The sequence below is a fragment of the Arthrobacter sp. SAFR-179 genome (genome assembly GCF_059414945.1).
Genome location: NZ_JBPFDM010000008.1, coordinates 123,152 through 139,476, shown reverse-complemented (window position 1 = coordinate 139,476; position 16,325 = coordinate 123,152). Strand labels below are relative to the sequence as shown.

The window sequence follows — 16,325 nt, the reverse complement described above, 5'->3', positions numbered from 1 at the left end:
GTTGTCGGTCCCACCGCCTAGACTTGTATGCACCATGGATATGTTGTTTGACCCGTACTCTGACGGACCGTTCAAGGCCGCTCCCGCCGCCGCCGCCCGCACCAGGACGGGGCCGGAGGGTGTTGCCACCACGGCCGGGCCCGGTGGAATACCGGCCAGTCATGGCGGCCTGCAGCAAGACAACGGAGCCCGGAACGATGGCGCCTGGAACCATGGGGACAGGCACGACGACGGCCGGCACCACAGCCGCCGCCCGGACGCCGCACAGCTCCTGGAGGGACTGAACCCGCAGCAGGAGGAGGCGGTCAAGCATGCCGGGTCGGCACTGCTGATCGTCGCCGGTGCCGGGTCCGGCAAGACCCGCGTGCTCAGCAACAGGATCGCGTACCTGATCGCCACCGGCCGTGCACACCACGGCGAAATCCTGGCCATCACCTTCACTAACAAGGCGGCCGCGGAGATGCGGGAGCGCATCGAAGCCCTAGTGGGCGGGCGCGCCAAAATCATGTGGATCTCCACGTTCCACTCCTCCTGCGTACGGATCCTGCGGCAGGAAGCGGCCAACGTCGGCCTGAAATCCAACTTCTCCATCTACGACTCCGCGGACTCCCTGCGGCTGGTCACCCAGGTGTCCAAGGCCCTGGACCTGGACCCCAAGAAGTTCGCCCCCAAGGCCATCCAGCACAAGATCTCGGCCTTGAAGAACGAACTCATTGACGCGGATTCCTTTGCCTCGGCGGCCAATTACAACGACCCCTTTGAACATGCGGTGGCGGACGTCTACAAGGGCTACACCCAGCGGCTCCGGCAGGCCAACGCCATGGACTTCGACGACCTCATCGCCGAGACCGTCTACATGTTCCGTGCCTTCCCCGCGCTGGCCGATTCCTACCGCCGCCGGTTCCGCCACGTCCTGGTGGACGAATACCAGGACACCAACCACGCCCAGTACGCCCTGGTGCGGGAAATCGTGGGGGAGGGCCCTGCCGCGTCGGAGCTCACCGTGGTGGGTGACTCCGACCAGTCCATCTACGCCTTCCGCGGCGCGGACATCCGGAACATCGTGGAGTTCGAAAAGGACTACCCGGAAGCCCGCACCATCAAGCTGGAGCAGAACTACCGCTCCACCCAGAACATCCTGAGCGCCGCCAACTCGGTCATTTCGCGGAACCCCAACCGGCCGGAGAAACGGCTGTGGACCGCCGAGGGCGAAGGCCACAAGATCATCGGCTACGTCGGCGAAAACGAACATGACGAAGCGCAGTTCATCGCCAAGGAAATCGACCGGCTCCAGGACGAGGAAAACCTGCGCCCGGGCGATGTCGCCATCTTTTACCGGACCAACGCCCAGTCCCGCTCCATCGAAGACGTCCTGGTTCGCGTGGGCCTGCCGTACAAGGTGGTGGGCGGCACCCGCTTCTACGAGCGGAAGGAAATCAAGGACGCCCTGGCGTACCTGCGCGTCCTGGTGAACCCGGATGACGACGTCAACCTCCGCCGCGTGCTGAATGAACCTAAACGCGGCATCGGCGACCGTGCCGAAGGCGCCGTCGCAGCCCTGGCCCAGCGTGAGCGGACGTCGTTCATGGAAGCTGCCCGCCGCGCTGACCAGGCGCCCGGCATGGCCACCCGGTCCGTCAACGCAGTCCTGGGTTTCGTGAAGATGCTGGACGACCTCGCCGAGGTAGCCGCCGGATCCGGAGCGGCCGCCGCGCTGGAGGCCGTCCTGGAACAGACCGGCTACCTTGCCGCACTGCGCTCCAGCACCGATCCGCAGGACGAATCCCGCGTGGAGAACCTGGCCGAACTCGTGGCGGTGGTGCGCGAGTACGAGCAGGAGAACCCGGAAGGCAGCCTCGGCGCATTCCTGGAACAGGTCTCCCTTGTAGCCGACGCCGACCAGATCCCGGACGCCCCCGGCGCGGACATTGACGCCGCCGTGGCCGAAGCCAAGCGGCTAGGCGTGGTCACCCTCATGACCCTGCACACCGCCAAGGGCCTGGAATTCCCCGTGGTCTTCCTGACCGGCATGGAGCACGGGCTCTTCCCGCACCAGCGCTCCGCCACCGATCCCAAGGAACTGGCCGAGGAACGGCGCCTGGCCTATGTGGGGCTGACCCGTGCCCGCAAGCGGCTGTACGTAACCCGTTCCGAAGTACGCAGCATGTGGGGCCAGAGCCAATACAACCCCGCCAGCCAGTTCCTGGAGGAAATCCCGGCCGAGCTCCTGGAATGGAAACGGGAAGGAACCAGCAGGCAGGCCGGCGGCTGGGGCGGCGGCTCCATTGGGTCGGGCCGTTACAGCGGCTCCTTCTGGGGCGCCGGCACTGCCCGCGGCGCAGCGGCGGACTCCTCCGCCGGGTTCAATGCCGACGTTCCGGCGTTCATCGCCAAGAACCGGGTGCAGCCGCAGAAGGAAGTCATTGCCGTCAGCGTGGGGGACAAAGTCAACCACACCAGCTTCGGCAACGGAACCGTGCTGGCGCTTGAAGGGGCGGGGGACAAGACCGTAGCCAAGGTGAAGTTCGATGTTGGCGAGAAGCGCCTCCTCCTGCGGTACGCACCGCTGACCAAGCTGGACGCCTAAGCCGTCCGCGGCGGGCATAATGGAGCCCATGCGACGCACTGTATGGGGGATGCTCGCCGCCCTTTTCCTGGTCACCGCCGCCGCCACCTCGGGGTGCAGCGTGACCACCGAGGACCCTTCGTACGTTCCACCGGCGCCGCTGCCTCCCATGGAGCAGCTGGAAAAGGCGCCCCTGGCTGACGCGAAGGCCTTCTCCAGCGGAGGCGACGTCCTGTCCTTCATCACCGCGGACCGGACCATTGCCTGTTCCCTGACGTCCGCGCGCGGGGACCACGTGAACCTGCCGTACGAGCAGAACAGCTACAGCGATGCTGCCAACAACAAGCTGCCCATTGTCCCGGTGGCCCACTGCGGGCTTGCCACCTATCAGCCTCCCCAACCCGGCGACGTCAAGGATGACTGCGCCGGAACCCACCTTGGCTACCTGGGTGGCGTGGCCCTGCTGTCGCCGGACACCGCACGCTACGGGGAATGCCGTTCCGGCGTCACGCCGATGGAAGCGGCCTACGGGCCCGCGGGCACCAAGGCCGGACCGCTGACCCAACTGCCTGTGCTGGCCGACGGGCAGAACCTCGAACGCAATGGCTTGCGCTGTTCGGCCTACAACGGCGGCGTGGCGTGCGGAAATGTCTCCGCCGGCGTCGGATTCTTCATTTCCCCAGAACGTTACGAACTGCTCCCGGGCCCGGCCAAAAGCAGCGCATCCCCGCAGGCGGAAGGCCTAAAAACCCCGTAAATCCGCGGTTTTTCTACGCTCCATAGAATAGTGTGCTTACTCACATAAGAGGTAGTCTGGGACGGCCCGGTCCCTCCAAAGGACTAGAGTTCCCCATGGAGCATCACGCCGCGTGGCTCGTTTCCAACAGGCCGCCGGTGCGTGCAATCCGCAGCCCGGTCATCGTCCTATTCGATGGTGTCCGACTGTACAGAAACTACTTCGACGTAGAAGGACACTAAACCGTGGACCTGTTTGAATACCAGGCGCGCGATATGTTCGAGGCGCACGGTGTACCCGTGCTTGCCGGCATCGTGGCGTACACCCCAGAAGAAGCAAAGGCAGCTGCCGAGAAGATCGGCGGCGTAACCGTTGTCAAGGCACAGGTCAAGGTAGGCGGCCGCGGCAAGGCCGGCGGCGTCAAGGTGGCAAAGTCCGCCGACGAGGCGCTTGAGCACGCCACCAACATCCTGGGCATGGACATCAAGGGCCACACCGTCAACAAGGTGATGATCGCCCAGGGTGCCGACATTGCCGAGGAGTACTACTTTTCCGTCCTGCTGGACCGGGCCAACCGAAACTACCTGGCCATGTGCTCGGTTGAAGGCGGCATGGAAATCGAACAGCTCGCCGTCGAACGCCCCGAAGCGCTGGCAAAGATCGCCATCGACCCCGCCGTGGGCATCGACCAGGCCAAGGCCGACGAAATCGTCGCAGCCGCCGGCTTCGCCGAGGAACTCCGCGGCCAGGTGGCAGGCGTCATCCTGAAGCTCTGGGACGTCTTCAAGAAGGAAGACGCCACCCTGGTGGAGGTCAACCCGCTGGTCAAGACCGGCAACGGTGACATCCTGGCCCTCGACGGCAAGGTCTCCCTCGACGAGAACGCCGACTTCCGGCACCCGAAGCACGCGCAGCTCGAGGACAAGGACGCTGCAGACCCGCTTGAGGCCAAGGCAAAGGCGCAGGACCTCAACTACGTCAAGCTCGACGGCGAAGTAGGCATCATCGGCAATGGCGCCGGCCTGGTCATGTCCACGCTCGACGTCGTCGCCTACGCCGGCGAAAACCACGGCAACGTCAAGCCTGCCAACTTCCTGGACATCGGCGGCGGAGCCTCGGCAGAGGTCATGGCCGCAGGCCTGGACGTCATCCTGGGCGACGAGCAGGTCAAGTCCGTGTTCGTCAACGTCTTCGGCGGCATCACCGCCTGTGACGCTGTTGCCAAGGGCATCGTGGGTGCACTGGCCGAACTCGGCAGCTCCGCCAACAAGCCGCTGGTAGTCCGCCTCGACGGCAACAACGTCGAGGAAGGCCGCCGCATCCTCACCGAGGCCAACCACCCGCTGGTTACCCTGGCCGCCACCATGGACGAGGGCGCCGACAAGGCCGCCGAGCTCGCCAACGCAGCGAAGTAAAGGGACGCACCATGTCTATTTATCTGAACAAGGACTCCAAGGTCATCGTCCAGGGCATCACCGGCGGTGAAGGCACCAAGCACACCGCCCTGATGCTCAAGGCCGGCACCAACATCGTCGGCGGCGTCAACGCCCGCAAGGCCGGCACCACGGTCCTGCACGGGGACAAGGAAATCAACGTCTACGGCACCGTCAAGGAAGCCATGGCGGAAACCGGCGCCGACGTCTCCATCGTCTTCGTACCGCCGGCATTCACCAAGAACGCCGTTGTTGAAGCCATCGAGGCCGGCATCGGCCTGGTCGTTGTGATCACCGAAGGCGTTCCCGTCCAGGACTCCGCCGAATTCTGGGCCCTGGCCCAGTCCAAGGTGGACGCCAACGGCAACCAGGTCACCCGCATCATCGGCCCGAACTGCCCCGGCATCATCACCCCCGGCGAAGCACTGGTGGGCATCACCCCGGCCAACATCACCGGCAAGGGCCCCATCGGCCTTGTCTCCAAGTCAGGCACCCTGACCTACCAGATGATGTACGAACTGCGCGACCTGGGCTTCTCCACCGCCATCGGCATCGGCGGCGACCCCATCATCGGCACCACCCACATCGACGCCCTGGCCGCGTTCGAAGCTGACCCCGAGACCAAGGCCATCGTCATGATCGGTGAAATCGGCGGTGACGCCGAAGAGCGTGCAGCCGACTTCATCAAGGCCAACGTGACCAAGCCGGTCGTCGGCTACGTCGCCGGCTTCACGGCTCCCGAAGGCAAGACCATGGGCCACGCAGGCGCCATCGTTTCCGGTTCCGCCGGTACCGCCCAGGCCAAGAAGGAAGCGCTCGAGGCCGCCGGCGTCAAGGTCGGCAAGACGCCGTCCGAGACCGCCAAGCTGCTCCGCGAGGTCTACTCAGCCCTCTAGCAGTACCGCACAGCGCGGGGCCATTCCCGGCCCGGTCCGCCCTGGACCGGCAAGGGATGGCCCCGCGTTTGCTGTTTAACGAACTTTGCTGTTTGACGAACGACGGCGGCCCGGAAGCGGGTGCCCCAGCGCGTCGAGTAATGTTGAGGAAGGAAAATCGGGGCGCCCGGGGCGCGCAGGCAGGGGAATGACGGATGGCAGAGAAGCGACCCACCCTGGTCGACGCCGTCGTGGACAAGGTCCTTGAGCACATCCTCAGTGGCGAGATCAAGGCCGACGACGCCCTGCCGCCGGAGGCTGACATCGCCAAGGAGTCCGGTGTCAGCAGGCTGACAGCCCGCGAAGCCATGAAAGTGCTGAAGGCGCAGGACGTCGTGTACGTAAAGCGCGGCCTGGGCACCTTCGTCAACCCGCCCGAGCGCTGGACGGGACTGGACGCCATTATGCGCTCAGCCTCCCGGGGAGTGGCCTCGGACCAGGTGGCGCTTCGTTTGCTCGAAGTCCGCCGCATGGTGGAAACCGGCGCGGCGGAACTCGCTGCCTCCCGCCACCGGCCGGCTGACCTCGCCGCACTGCAGGACAGCGTGGAGCAGATGGAAGCGGCGCATCACGCCGGCGACGTGGACGCGCTGACCGTGGCCGACATCGCCTTCCACGACACCGTCCTGCGGGCGTCCGGCAACCCGTTTGTGCCGGCCCTGCTTGGCCAGCTGTCCACCCTGCTGTACGCGATGAGGCGCGAAACCTCCGCCTTCCCGGACGTTCAGCGCCACGCCATCCACCATCACAAGATGGTCCTGGCCGCTATCGCCGCCGGGGACCCGGCCACCGCGCGCTCCACCATGGACGCGCACATCACCCAGACCTTCGAGGACTATGAGCGCTACCTCGCCGTGTCCAGCCCCTCCGGAGCCGGTGCCCGCTAGGCCTGTCTGAGCCACCTCCCAACTGGGTATTTGCCTCCTATCGGCATGCGCGCCGGCACCGTCGGCACTCGTGTTTGACGCTCCCGGTACCTGTGATTAGAATCTCATACAGACATCAGACATCTGATATCAACTTCCCCAAAAATGCCGCCAGCCAAAGGAGCCGTTATGCGCGCGCATTCCCCTTTCGAGGGTTCCCCCATCACACTGGGAGGCCAGCGATGACCTCCCGCGCTGCCGCCCCCGCCCTCAGCGAGCTGGGCGAGACCACCCTCCGCAAGGTCCGCCGGAGGCTTATGCCCCTGATCGTCCTTCTCTACTTCATTGCTTACCTGGACCGGAACAATGTCGGCTTCGCCAAGCTCGGAATGCAGGGGGACATCGGCCTGACCGAGGCCGCCTACGGCCTGGGCGCCGGAATCTTCTTCCTCGGCTATGCGCTGCTCGAGATCCCATCCAACGGCGGCATGTACCGCTATGGCGCCCGCAAGTGGATTGCCCGCATCCTCATCAGTTGGGGCATTTTTGCCACGGCCATGTTCCTGGTGAACGGTGAAACCACCTTCTACATCATCCGTTTCCTGCTCGGCGCCGCCGAGGCCGGTTTCTTCCCTGCCATCCTCTTCTACCTGACCCTGTGGTTCCCCGCAGCGCAGCGGGTAACGGTGCTGGGTATCTTCATCCTGGCCCAGCCCATCTCCAACGCCCTCGGCGCACCGGTGTCCGGCTTGCTCCTGAACCTGGAAGGCGTGGCAGGCCTGCACGGCTGGCAGTGGCTCTACATCATTGAAGGCATTCCCGCCATCATCCTGGGCATCATCACGCCCTTCGTTATGACTGACCGGCCCGAACACGCCAAGTGGCTCAAGCCGGAAGAACGCGAATGGCTTTCCACCACCATGGCTGAGGAACTGGCGCACAAGCAGAAGTCAGGCAACCACAACTTCCTGGCCGGCCTGAAGGACCCCCGCACCATCGCCTACTCGGCTCTGTACTTCGGCCTGGTCTGCGGCATCTACGGACTGGGCCTGTGGCTGCCAACCATCGTCAAGGCGCTGGGCAAGTTCGACTCCACCCAGGTGGGCTTCATCGTCTTCATCCCGTACGCCATCGCAGCGGTGTTCGTTTACTTCTGGAGCAAGCGCTCGGACCGAACCGGCAACCGCGTGTGGCATGCCAGCATCAGCATGGTGCTCGCCGCCGTCGGCCTCCTGGGCGCAGGCTTCCTGCTGCCGGTCAACGCCGTGCTGGCCATGGTGTTCCTGACCCTCGCCGCCATGGGCATCTACTCCGCCATCGCACCGTTCCTCGCCATGCCCTCCGCAGCCCTCACCGGTGCCGCTGCCGCTGCCGGGCTTGCCATGGTCAACTCCCTGGGCAACCTGGGTGGCTTCGTAGCGCCCTACATCGTGGGCATCCTCAAGGACGCCACCGGAAACAGCCAGAGCGGGCTGGTGTTCCTGGCCGCCTGCCTCGCCATCACCGCTGCAGCCACTTACCTTTACGCACGCAAACGGCCGGAAGGTGTCTCCGCCCCCGGGGCCACGATTCCTGCCGCCGAAACACACTAGGACGCACCAATGACTACACAGCACACTTTTCCCGCAGAGCGCACCGCGGTCCTGACCGGGGCCGCATCGGCCCGCGGGATCGGCCGGGCAACCGCAGACCGCCTGGCCAGCGAAGGCTGGTCCATCGCCATCCTGGACATCAACGCAGAGGATGCGAAGGCCGCGGCGGCGGAAATCGGCTCCAGCCGTGCCGTCAAGGCTATCGGCGTGGGCGCCGACGTCTCGGACGAGGCATCGGTTGACCGTGCCATCACCGAGATCGAGCAGACGCTTCCGCCCATCGTCGGTCTGGTCAACCTTGCGGGAATCAGTTCACCCACGCCCTTCATGGAAACCACGGTGGCGGAATGGGACAAGGTCTTCGCCATCAACATGCGCGGCACATTCGTTGTTTCCCAGCGCGTCCTTCGGGGCATGATCGAGCGCGAACTCGGGAGGATCGTCAGCATCTCCTCCATTTCGGCCCAGCGCGGCGGCGGCACCTACTCCAAGGTGGCCTACAGTGCGTCGAAAGCCGGCATCCTTGGCTTCACCCGTGCCCTGGCCCGCGAAGTGGGCGGGCACAACATCACCGTGAACGCCATTGCCCCCGGTCCGATCGACACGGACATCATGGGCGGCACCCTGACGGACGAGCGCAAGGCCCAGATGTCCGAGGGCATCATGATGGGCCGCGTGGGAACCCGCGAGGAAGTGGCAGCGCTGATCGCGTTCCTGCTTGGCGAGGACGCCGGTTACATCACCGCCGCCACCTACGACATCAACGGCGGCCTCCAGGTCTCCTGACCACCACTTCCTGCTGGTGCCCTGCGGCCGCCCGGCCGCAGGGCACCAGCAGGCGTGCCCGGGACCACCTCATCCACGCGCTCCGGCGCGCTTTCCGGCTATAGGATTTCTACATGGCAACCAAGAACCAAGCTTCCGGCGGCGTGAGCAGGCAGGTCCTCGCCGACCACGTTTACGAAGCGCTTCTTGTTGCCCTGATGGACGGCCGGCTCGAAGCAGGAACGCCCGTCAGCATCGACGGGATGGCCAGGGAGCTGGACGTTTCCCCGACGCCGGTACGCGAGGCGCTCGCCCGGCTGGAAGCGACCGGGATGGTACGGAGAGCGGCCCTGCGCGGCTACCGCGTGGCCCCGCTGTTTTCCCCGGAGGAACTTGCCGACCTGATGGACGCCCGCCTGGTCATCGAACCGGCCAATGCGTTCATGGCCTGCAGGCATGCAGACCCGCAGCTGACGGGGCAGCTGGAGCAGGCGATCGAGGACCTGAAGGCAGCGCCCCGCGGGCCGTCCTTCGCGGAGTTCCGCGCCTACTGGGAAGCCGACGAACGCTTCCACCGGCTCATCGCCGAGTCTGCGGACAACCAGTTCCTGCTGTCCGCCTACAACGCGCTGGGCGGCCAAGTGCAGCGCTTCCGCTTCTTCGGCGGCCTGGGCGTGACGGATGCCGACTATGCCATCTCCGAGCACACCGAAATCCTTAAGGCCTTCGTAGCCGGCAACGCCGAGCTGGCCCGGCAAAAAATGATCGACCACATTGAAGGCGTCAAGCAGCGCTCGCAGCACGACAGCGAAGTGCGCAGCTAGCACGTCCCCTCAGGGCCACCGTAACGGCCCTTCCTTCACCAGCTTCCGAGAGGGAGCACCAAACAACCCCTTGACAGGATCCAAGCCAAGCGTAGATCCTATAGGAAATGCGATTCTGAAATCTGGAGTGACAATGCCGTACACCGCTGAAAACTGGCCCATCGCCGCTGCCCTGCTGCAGTTCCCCGGAACCAAACCGGACGGAACCTCCGTCCAGGACGCCCCCGCCAGCGACTGGCAGCAGGTCTTCGAAGAAGTGGCGGACGCCGGCTTCACCAACGCCGACCTCACCGACAGCTGGGTGCGCCCCGGCGATCTCTCAAGCGCCCGGCTGGACGAACTGAAGGCCGCCGCCACCGCCGCCGGCCTGGGGCTTCCCTCCATCTCCGCCATCCGCCGCAGCGTGATCGAAGAAGGCAAGTGGGAGGAAAACCTGGCCTACACGCACCGGACCCTCGAAGCCGCCGCCCAGCTCGGTTGCGAGGTGGTCTCGATCGGCCTGCACCAGGCCATTACCGCGGAGCAGCAGAAGCAGCTTTGGTTCTGGACCGTTGAAGGCCACAAGGACCCGGCAGGGGATAAGGAAACCTGGAACAACGCGGTCACCCGCATCCGCGAAGTGGGCAAGCACGCCGCGGAACTGGGGCTCCTGGTCTCCCTGGAAATGTACGAGGACACGTACCTCGGCACCGCAGACTCCTCGGTCCAGCTGGTCCAGGACATCGACCTGCCCAACGTTGGCCTGAACCCGGACCTGGGGAACCTGATCCGCCTGCACCGCCCCATCGAGGACTGGCGTGAGCTGGTCCACAAGACGCTGCCCTACTCCAACTACTGGCACGTCAAGAACTACATCCGGGACGAGGACCAGGCCCGGGACCACTACGTTGCCATGCCGGCGCCCATGGAATCCGGCCTCATCAGCTACCGCGAAGCCTTCCAGTTCGCCATCTCGGTGGGCTTCCAGGGCATCATCTGCACCGAGCACTACGGCGGCGACGGCCTCAGCGTCACGGCCGCGAACCAGGACTACCTGCGCCGGCAGGTCCTCCCGAAGCGGGACAGCTACGCACTGGGCACCAGCCTGGTGGCCCAGGGCCGGCAAACACCTGCCGCGGTCCCTGCACGCTAGTCCCGCAGGCATCCCAACCGACCCAACCGGTTCAACGAGGAATCATGACAAAGATATTTGACGATCCCGCGCAGTTCGCCGACGACGCCCTCGACGGCTTCGTTGCAGCCAACCGCCAGTACGTGGCCCGCGTGGACGGCGGCGTTGTCCGCTCCACCGAATCACCTGAGGGCCAGGTGGCAGTCGTCATTGGCGGCGGTTCCGGCCACTACCCGGCCTTCGCCGGCCTGGTGGGCGCCGGGCTTGCCGCCGGAAGCGCCTGCGGCAACATGTTTGCTTCCCCCTCCGCCGGGCAGGTGTACCGGGTGGCCAAAGCCTCCCAGACCGGCGGCGGTGTCCTCCTCAGCTACGGCAACTATGCCGGCGACGTGCTCCACTTCGGGCAGGCGCAGGAGAAGCTGAACGCTGAAGGCATCGAAACCCGCACGGTGCTGGTGACCGATGACATCGCCAGTGCGTCCCTTGACGAGATCGGCAAGCGCCGCGGCATCGCCGGTGACCTTACCGTCTTCAAGGTGGCCGGCGCAGCGGCAGAGGCCGGGCTGGACCTGGACGAGGTGGAACGGCTCGCCATCAAGGCCAACCACCACACCCGTTCGCTGGGCGTGGCCTTCGCCGGCTGCACCCTCCCCGGTGCGACCGAGCCCCTCTTCACCGTGCCCGAAGGCATGATGTCGGTGGGACTGGGCATCCACGGCGAACCGGGGATCTCCGAACAGCCCCTGCCCAGCGCCAGCGAACTGGCCAGGCTGCTGGTGGACGGGCTGCTGAAGGACAAGCCGGACGCCGCAGGCCGGCGGGTGGTCCCCATCCTCAACGGCCTGGGAACGGTCAAGTACGACGAACTCTTCCTGCTGTTCGGCAGGATCGAGACGCTGCTCACCGATGCCGGACTCGAGATCGTTGAGCCGGAGTGCGGTGAACTGGTGACCAGCCTGGACATGTCCGGCCTGTCCCTGACGCTGTTCTGGCTGGATGAGGAACTGGAGAAGTTCTGGGCCGCGCCGGCTGACACCCCTGCCTTCCGCAAGGGCAACCTGGCCCCGCGCCGGGCACGGTCCGTCGACGCCCTGGCTGAGGCTGCCACAGCGCCCGCGCTGTCAGCCACGGCAGCCTCCACTGCCCTGGCCGCCAAGGCGGTGGGTGCGCTGAAGGAGGCGCGCGCCGTCGTCGTCGAACACGAGGAGGCGCTCGGAAAGCTGGACGCCATCGCCGGGGACGGCGACCACGGCATCGGCATGCGGCGCGGCGTGGACGCGGCCGTTGCTGCTGCGGAAAAGTCCCATGCCGGCGGCGCCGGCCTGGAGGAAGTCCTCGCGGCGGCGGGGGAGCAGTGGGCCGAGCGCGCCGGCGGTACCTCCGGGGCCCTGTGGGGCGCGGCCGTTACCGCCGTCGGCAGGACCCTTGGCAGCAAGGATGCCTATACCGCAGCAGACGCAGCGGCGGCCGTCAATGCCCTTCGCGACGCCATCATCACCCTGGGCAAGGCCGAAGCCGGAGACAAGACCATGGTGGACGCGCTGCTTCCGTTCGCTGACACCTTCGCCAAGGCAATTTACGACGGCGGCAGCCTGGCCGGCAGCCTTCGTGCGGCAGCGGAGGCGGCGGCAGAGGCCGCTGACGCGACTGCCGGGCTCAGCCCGAAGAAAGGCCGCGCCCGGCCTTTGGCGGAAAAGAGCCTGGGCCACCCTGATCCCGGGGCAGTGTCCTTCGGCCTCATCGCCCGCCGGGTGGCCGACTACGCCGCTTCGATTGAAAGCAACTAAGGAGACCCCATGACCGAGAACACCCAGCCAGGCTGGCGCATCGTCGTCGGCAACGACGAAGCCGGCGTGGAATACAAGAATGCCCTGCGCGAACTGCTGGAGGCGGACCCGCGCGTTGCGTCGGTGGAGGACGTAGGAGTCGGCGCCGACGACTCCACGGCCTATCCGCACCTGGCCGTCGCCGCAGCCCGCAAGGTGGCCGCCGGCGAAGCGGACCGCGCGCTGCTGATCTGCGGCACCGGCCTGGGCGTGGCCATTTCGGCCAACAAGGTACCGGGCATCCGGGCCGTCACCGCACACGACAGCTATTCCGTGGAACGCTCCGTGCTGTCCAACAACGCGCAGGTGCTGACCCTGGGCCAGCGCGTCATCGGCCTGGAACTTGCCAAGAAGCTGGTGGGCGAGTGGCTCAACTACCGCTTCGATGAAAACTCCGCATCCGCGGCAAAAGTAGACGCCATCTGCTCCTATGAGGGCGCGTCGGAAGGACTTGAAACCAAATGAGCACCCGTAACATTGCCGTCGTCGGCTCCGGCTACATGGGCGGCGGAATCGCCCAGGTCCTGGCGCTCGCCGGAGCCCGCGTGGCACTGGCCGACGTCTCCGCAGAAATCGCGCAAGGCAACTACGAGCGGCTGCTGAAGGAATCCGACGAGTTCGTGGCGGCCGGCCTGTTCCCGGCCAACGCCACGGACCTCCTCAAGGAGAACCTCTGGGCCGCCAAGGACATCGAGGAAGCAGTAGCTGACGCCGAGTACATCGAGGAAGCAGTGCCCGAGGTCCTGGAGATCAAGCACGCCACCCTGGGCAGGATCAGCGCCGCCGCCCGCCCCGACGCCATCATCGGCTCCAACACCTCCACCATCTCCATCGCCAAGCTGGCCGAGGTGGTGGACAACCCGGAGCGCTTCCTGGGCGTCCACTTCTCCAACCCTGCCCCGTTCATCCCCGGCGTGGAAGTCATCCCGCACGAAGGAACTTCCGAGGCAACGGTCCAGGCCGCCCGCACCATCGTGGGGGAGACCGGCAAGGAAACAGCCACGGTCAAGGACGTCACCGGCTTCGTGCTGAACCGGCTCCAGTACGCCCTCTTCCACGAAGCCGCCCAGGTAGTGGAGGAAGGCATCGCCAGCGCCGAGGACGTGGACACCCTGGTCCGCACCACCTTCGGCTTCCGGCTGCCGTTCTTCGGCCCCTTCGCCATCGCCGACATGGCCGGGCTGGACGTCTACGCCTTCTGCTACAAGTCGCTGCAGACCGGCTTCCCGGAGCGGTTCGCCACCCCGAAGATCCTGCAGGACAAGGTCGACGCCGGCCAGCTGGGCACCAAGACCGGCTCCGGGTTCCTCGACGTCCCCGCTGACCGCACCGCAGCCCTGGTTGCCTACCGGAACAAGGCGTACGTCGCCATGCAGAAGCTCATCGAGGAACTGGGCCCGGCCCCGCTGTCCTGAGCGCGCCGGCCCTCCACACAAAGGAACACTTCATGACAGCATTCCCCGCAGACCGCACCGTTATCGTTACCGGTGCGGTCTCCGAACGCGGCATCGGCCGCGCAACAGCCGACTACCTCGCCGAGCGCGGCTGGAACATCGGTGTGGTCGACCTCGATGATGCCGCCTGCAAGGCGGTGGCCAAGGAGCTGGCGGAAAAGCACGGCGTCAAAGCCCACGGTGCCGGCGCCAACATCGCCGACGAAGCATCGGTCCGGGCTGCCATCGACGAAATCGAGGCCGAACTTCCGCAGCTGGTGGCCCTGGCCAACATTGCGGGCGTCAGTTCCCCGGTGCCGTACCTGGACCTGGACGCCGCCGAATGGGACCGCGTCCTCAGCATCAACATGAACGGGGTCCACTACGCCACCCGCCGGGCCGCCGAATCGATGGCCAGGAACCGGCTGGGGCGGATCGTGAACATCTCCTCCGTCTCCGCCCAGCGCGGCGGCGGGACCTTCAGCAAGACGCCGTACTCCGTGGCCAAGGCGGGCGTCATCGGCCTGACCCGCGCCACCGCCCGCGAACTGGGGGAGTACGACATCACCGTCAACGCCATCTCTCCTGGCCCCATCGACACCGACATCATGGGCGGCACGCTGAGCGAGGAACGCAAGGATGAGCTGGTCAAGGACCTGGTGGTGAACCGCGTGGGCAGCCCCCGCGATGTGGCGGCCGCCATCCATTTCCTGATTGGCGAAGACGCCGGCTACATCTCGGGCCAGACGCTCAACGTCGACGGCGGACTGTACATGCACTGACTGGCACCCCGCCGGGGAGCCACCACTCAAAGCCTGCGGGCCGCCGGCCCGCAGGGAAATCATCAATGTCACCACTCGAAGGAGAGTGTTGTGTCCGAAACCACCGCAACATCCAAGGAACTTCTGGCCCGTCCGGTCCTGAAGTCCGCAATCTTCAAGGCGGCCCGCCGGCTCATGCCGATGCTGGTTATCCTGTACGTCGTTTCATTCCTGGACCGCACCAACGTCGGCTTTGCCGAGGCGGCACTGGGCGCGGACAAGGGGGTGTCCGCAGCGGCCTTCGCCCTCGGCGCAGGTATCTTCTTCATTGGCTACGCGATCTTCGAGATTCCCAGCAACCTGCTGCTCAAGAAGGTCGGCGCCAAGATCTGGCTGGCACGCATCGCCATCACCTGGGGCATCGTCTCCGCGTGCTTCGCCTTCGTCCAGGGCGAGACCTCGTTCGTGATCCTGCGGTTCCTCCTCGGCGTGACTGAGGCCGGCCTCTTCCCGGGCGTGATCATGTACCTGGCCGAATGGTTCCCGAACAAGGTGCGCGTCCAGATGTTCGCCATCTTCTACCTGGCCCAGCCGTTCTCGCAGATGATCGGCAACCCGCTGTCGGGCTGGCTGATCAACATCGGCGACCAGGTGCCGGGCCTGCGCGGCTGGCAGGTGATGTTCTTCGTTGAAGGCATGCTGGCCGTCCTGGCAGGCATCGCCGCGTTCTTCTTCCTCATCAACGGTCCTGAAAAGGCGAAGTTCCTCAACCGGGAGGAGAAGTACGCGCTGAAGGAAGTCATGGCACTTGAGGACAACATCAAGGACGAACACGGTCCCCGGGGCATCCTCGCCGCCATGCGCAACGGCCGCGTCTGGTATTTCACCGCCATCTACTTCTGCCTGCAGATCGCAGTCTACGGCGTGACGTTCTTCCTGCCGCAGCAGGTCTCCTCGCTGACAGGGCAGAAGGTGGGACTCGCCGTCGGCCTGCTGATCGCCGTGCCGTGGTTCTTCGGCATCTTCTCCTGCTACTTCATCGGCAAGGCCGCGGACACCGTGGCCAAGCGGCGGAAGTTCGGCACCATCCTGTTCCTCTCCACCGGCCTGTGCATCTTCGGCTCAGCCTGGGCGGGGACCAACCACCAGCCGGTCCTGGGGATGATCTTCATTACCCTGGCCGTGTGCAGCTTCCTGGCAGTGGGCCCTGTTGTCTGGTCCTATCCCACCGCTTTCCTGGCCGGCTCCGCGGCCGCGGCAGGTATCGGTTTGATCAACTCGCTGGGTAACCTGGGCGGATTTGTCGCACCCATCCTCCGGACGGCCGTCAACGAAGCCACACACTCACCCACCGGCTCCATGGGTGTTTACGCCCTGGGCGTCCTGCCCTTCGTGGCCGCAGCGATGATGTACGCCACCAAGCGGTTCAAGAACAAGGCCGACGACCTGCTCGACTGAGCACCAAAAGTAAGAGGAA

At 65.7% G+C, this 16,325-nt stretch carries 14 protein-coding genes; all 14 read left to right on the top strand.

What is annotated here, in order from left to right; translation table 11 throughout:
• Positions 1–40 precede the first annotated feature (40 nt).
• Entirely contained in the window at positions 41–2,587 is a 2,547-nt protein-coding gene (gene pcrA / locus ACR65K_RS13945; RefSeq protein WP_440153510.1) for a DNA helicase PcrA, read from the top strand.
• A gap of 19 nt (positions 2,588–2,606) precedes the next feature.
• Entirely contained in the window at positions 2,607–3,323 is a 717-nt protein-coding gene (locus tag ACR65K_RS13940) for a hypothetical protein (protein WP_440153459.1), read from the top strand.
• Positions 3,324–3,547: 224 nt separating this feature from the next.
• The gene (gene sucC / locus ACR65K_RS13935; protein WP_440153457.1) at positions 3,548–4,717 is read left to right on the top strand and encodes an ADP-forming succinate--CoA ligase subunit beta; all 1,170 of its coding nucleotides are present in this window, start codon (positions 3,548–3,550) and stop codon (positions 4,715–4,717) included.
• Between the two features lie 11 nt (positions 4,718–4,728).
• Positions 4,729–5,631, top strand: coding sequence for a succinate--CoA ligase subunit alpha (gene sucD, locus ACR65K_RS13930; RefSeq protein ID WP_440153455.1), 903 nt, complete (start codon positions 4,729–4,731; stop codon positions 5,629–5,631).
• A 194-nt stretch (positions 5,632–5,825) separates the two neighbouring features.
• Positions 5,826–6,557, top strand: a complete 732-nt coding sequence (locus tag ACR65K_RS13925) for a FadR/GntR family transcriptional regulator (protein WP_440153454.1) — start codon at positions 5,826–5,828, stop codon at positions 6,555–6,557.
• 221 nt (positions 6,558–6,778) lie between these two features.
• Complete coding sequence (locus ACR65K_RS13920) at positions 6,779–8,128, top strand: MFS transporter (protein ID WP_440153452.1); 1,350 nt, start codon at positions 6,779–6,781, stop codon at positions 8,126–8,128.
• A 9-nt stretch (positions 8,129–8,137) separates the two neighbouring features.
• A complete protein-coding gene (locus ACR65K_RS13915) occupies positions 8,138–8,914 on the top strand; it encodes an SDR family NAD(P)-dependent oxidoreductase (RefSeq protein WP_056331206.1) in 777 nt (258 codons plus the stop codon).
• 113 nt (positions 8,915–9,027) lie between these two features.
• On the top strand, positions 9,028–9,717 hold the full coding sequence (locus ACR65K_RS13910) for a GntR family transcriptional regulator (RefSeq protein WP_440153451.1): 690 nt from the start codon (positions 9,028–9,030) through the stop codon (positions 9,715–9,717).
• A 133-nt stretch (positions 9,718–9,850) separates the two neighbouring features.
• A complete protein-coding gene (locus tag ACR65K_RS13905; protein ID WP_440153449.1) occupies positions 9,851–10,849 on the top strand; it encodes a sugar phosphate isomerase/epimerase family protein in 999 nt (332 codons plus the stop codon).
• 44 nt (positions 10,850–10,893) lie between these two features.
• Positions 10,894–12,615: a dihydroxyacetone kinase family protein gene (locus ACR65K_RS13900; RefSeq protein ID WP_440153448.1), complete on the top strand. Its 1,722-nt coding sequence runs from the start codon at positions 10,894–10,896 to the stop codon at positions 12,613–12,615.
• A 9-nt stretch (positions 12,616–12,624) separates the two neighbouring features.
• Positions 12,625–13,119: a ribose-5-phosphate isomerase gene (locus ACR65K_RS13895; RefSeq protein WP_440153446.1), complete on the top strand. Its 495-nt coding sequence runs from the start codon at positions 12,625–12,627 to the stop codon at positions 13,117–13,119.
• Positions 13,116–14,069, top strand: a complete 954-nt coding sequence (locus ACR65K_RS13890; RefSeq protein WP_440153445.1) for a 3-hydroxyacyl-CoA dehydrogenase family protein — start codon at positions 13,116–13,118, stop codon at positions 14,067–14,069. The genes ACR65K_RS13895 and ACR65K_RS13890 overlap by 4 nt, the downstream gene beginning before the upstream one ends.
• A gap of 32 nt (positions 14,070–14,101) precedes the next feature.
• Positions 14,102–14,869, top strand: a complete 768-nt coding sequence (locus ACR65K_RS13885; protein ID WP_056331223.1) for an SDR family NAD(P)-dependent oxidoreductase — start codon at positions 14,102–14,104, stop codon at positions 14,867–14,869.
• 90 nt (positions 14,870–14,959) lie between these two features.
• On the top strand, positions 14,960–16,306 hold the full coding sequence (locus ACR65K_RS13880) for an MFS transporter (RefSeq protein WP_056331228.1): 1,347 nt from the start codon (positions 14,960–14,962) through the stop codon (positions 16,304–16,306).
• Positions 16,307–16,325: the final 19 nt, after the last annotated feature.

Excerpts from the sequence above, each read along its gene's own strand:
- ACR65K_RS13915 (WP_056331206.1), top strand. The coding sequence starts at position 8,138 with ATGACTACACAGCACACTTTTCCCGCAGAGCGCACCGCGGTCCTGACC.
- ACR65K_RS13910 (WP_440153451.1), top strand. The coding sequence starts at position 9,028 with ATGGCAACCAAGAACCAAGCTTCCGGCGGCGTGAGCAGGCAGGTCCTC.
- ACR65K_RS13925 (WP_440153454.1), top strand. The coding sequence starts at position 5,826 with ATGGCAGAGAAGCGACCCACCCTGGTCGACGCCGTCGTGGACAAGGTC.
- sucD (WP_440153455.1), top strand. The coding sequence starts at position 4,729 with ATGTCTATTTATCTGAACAAGGACTCCAAGGTCATCGTCCAGGGCATC.
- ACR65K_RS13890 (WP_440153445.1), top strand. The coding sequence starts at position 13,116 with ATGAGCACCCGTAACATTGCCGTCGTCGGCTCCGGCTACATGGGCGGC.
- ACR65K_RS13920 (WP_440153452.1), top strand. The coding sequence starts at position 6,779 with ATGACCTCCCGCGCTGCCGCCCCCGCCCTCAGCGAGCTGGGCGAGACC.
- ACR65K_RS13895 (WP_440153446.1), top strand. The coding sequence starts at position 12,625 with ATGACCGAGAACACCCAGCCAGGCTGGCGCATCGTCGTCGGCAACGAC.
- ACR65K_RS13905 (WP_440153449.1), top strand. The coding sequence starts at position 9,851 with ATGCCGTACACCGCTGAAAACTGGCCCATCGCCGCTGCCCTGCTGCAG.
- ACR65K_RS13940 (WP_440153459.1), top strand. The coding sequence starts at position 2,607 with ATGGAGCCCATGCGACGCACTGTATGGGGGATGCTCGCCGCCCTTTTC.
- pcrA (WP_440153510.1), top strand. The coding sequence starts at position 41 with ATGTTGTTTGACCCGTACTCTGACGGACCGTTCAAGGCCGCTCCCGCC.
- ACR65K_RS13900 (WP_440153448.1), top strand. The coding sequence starts at position 10,894 with ATGACAAAGATATTTGACGATCCCGCGCAGTTCGCCGACGACGCCCTC.
- ACR65K_RS13885 (WP_056331223.1), top strand. The coding sequence starts at position 14,102 with ATGACAGCATTCCCCGCAGACCGCACCGTTATCGTTACCGGTGCGGTC.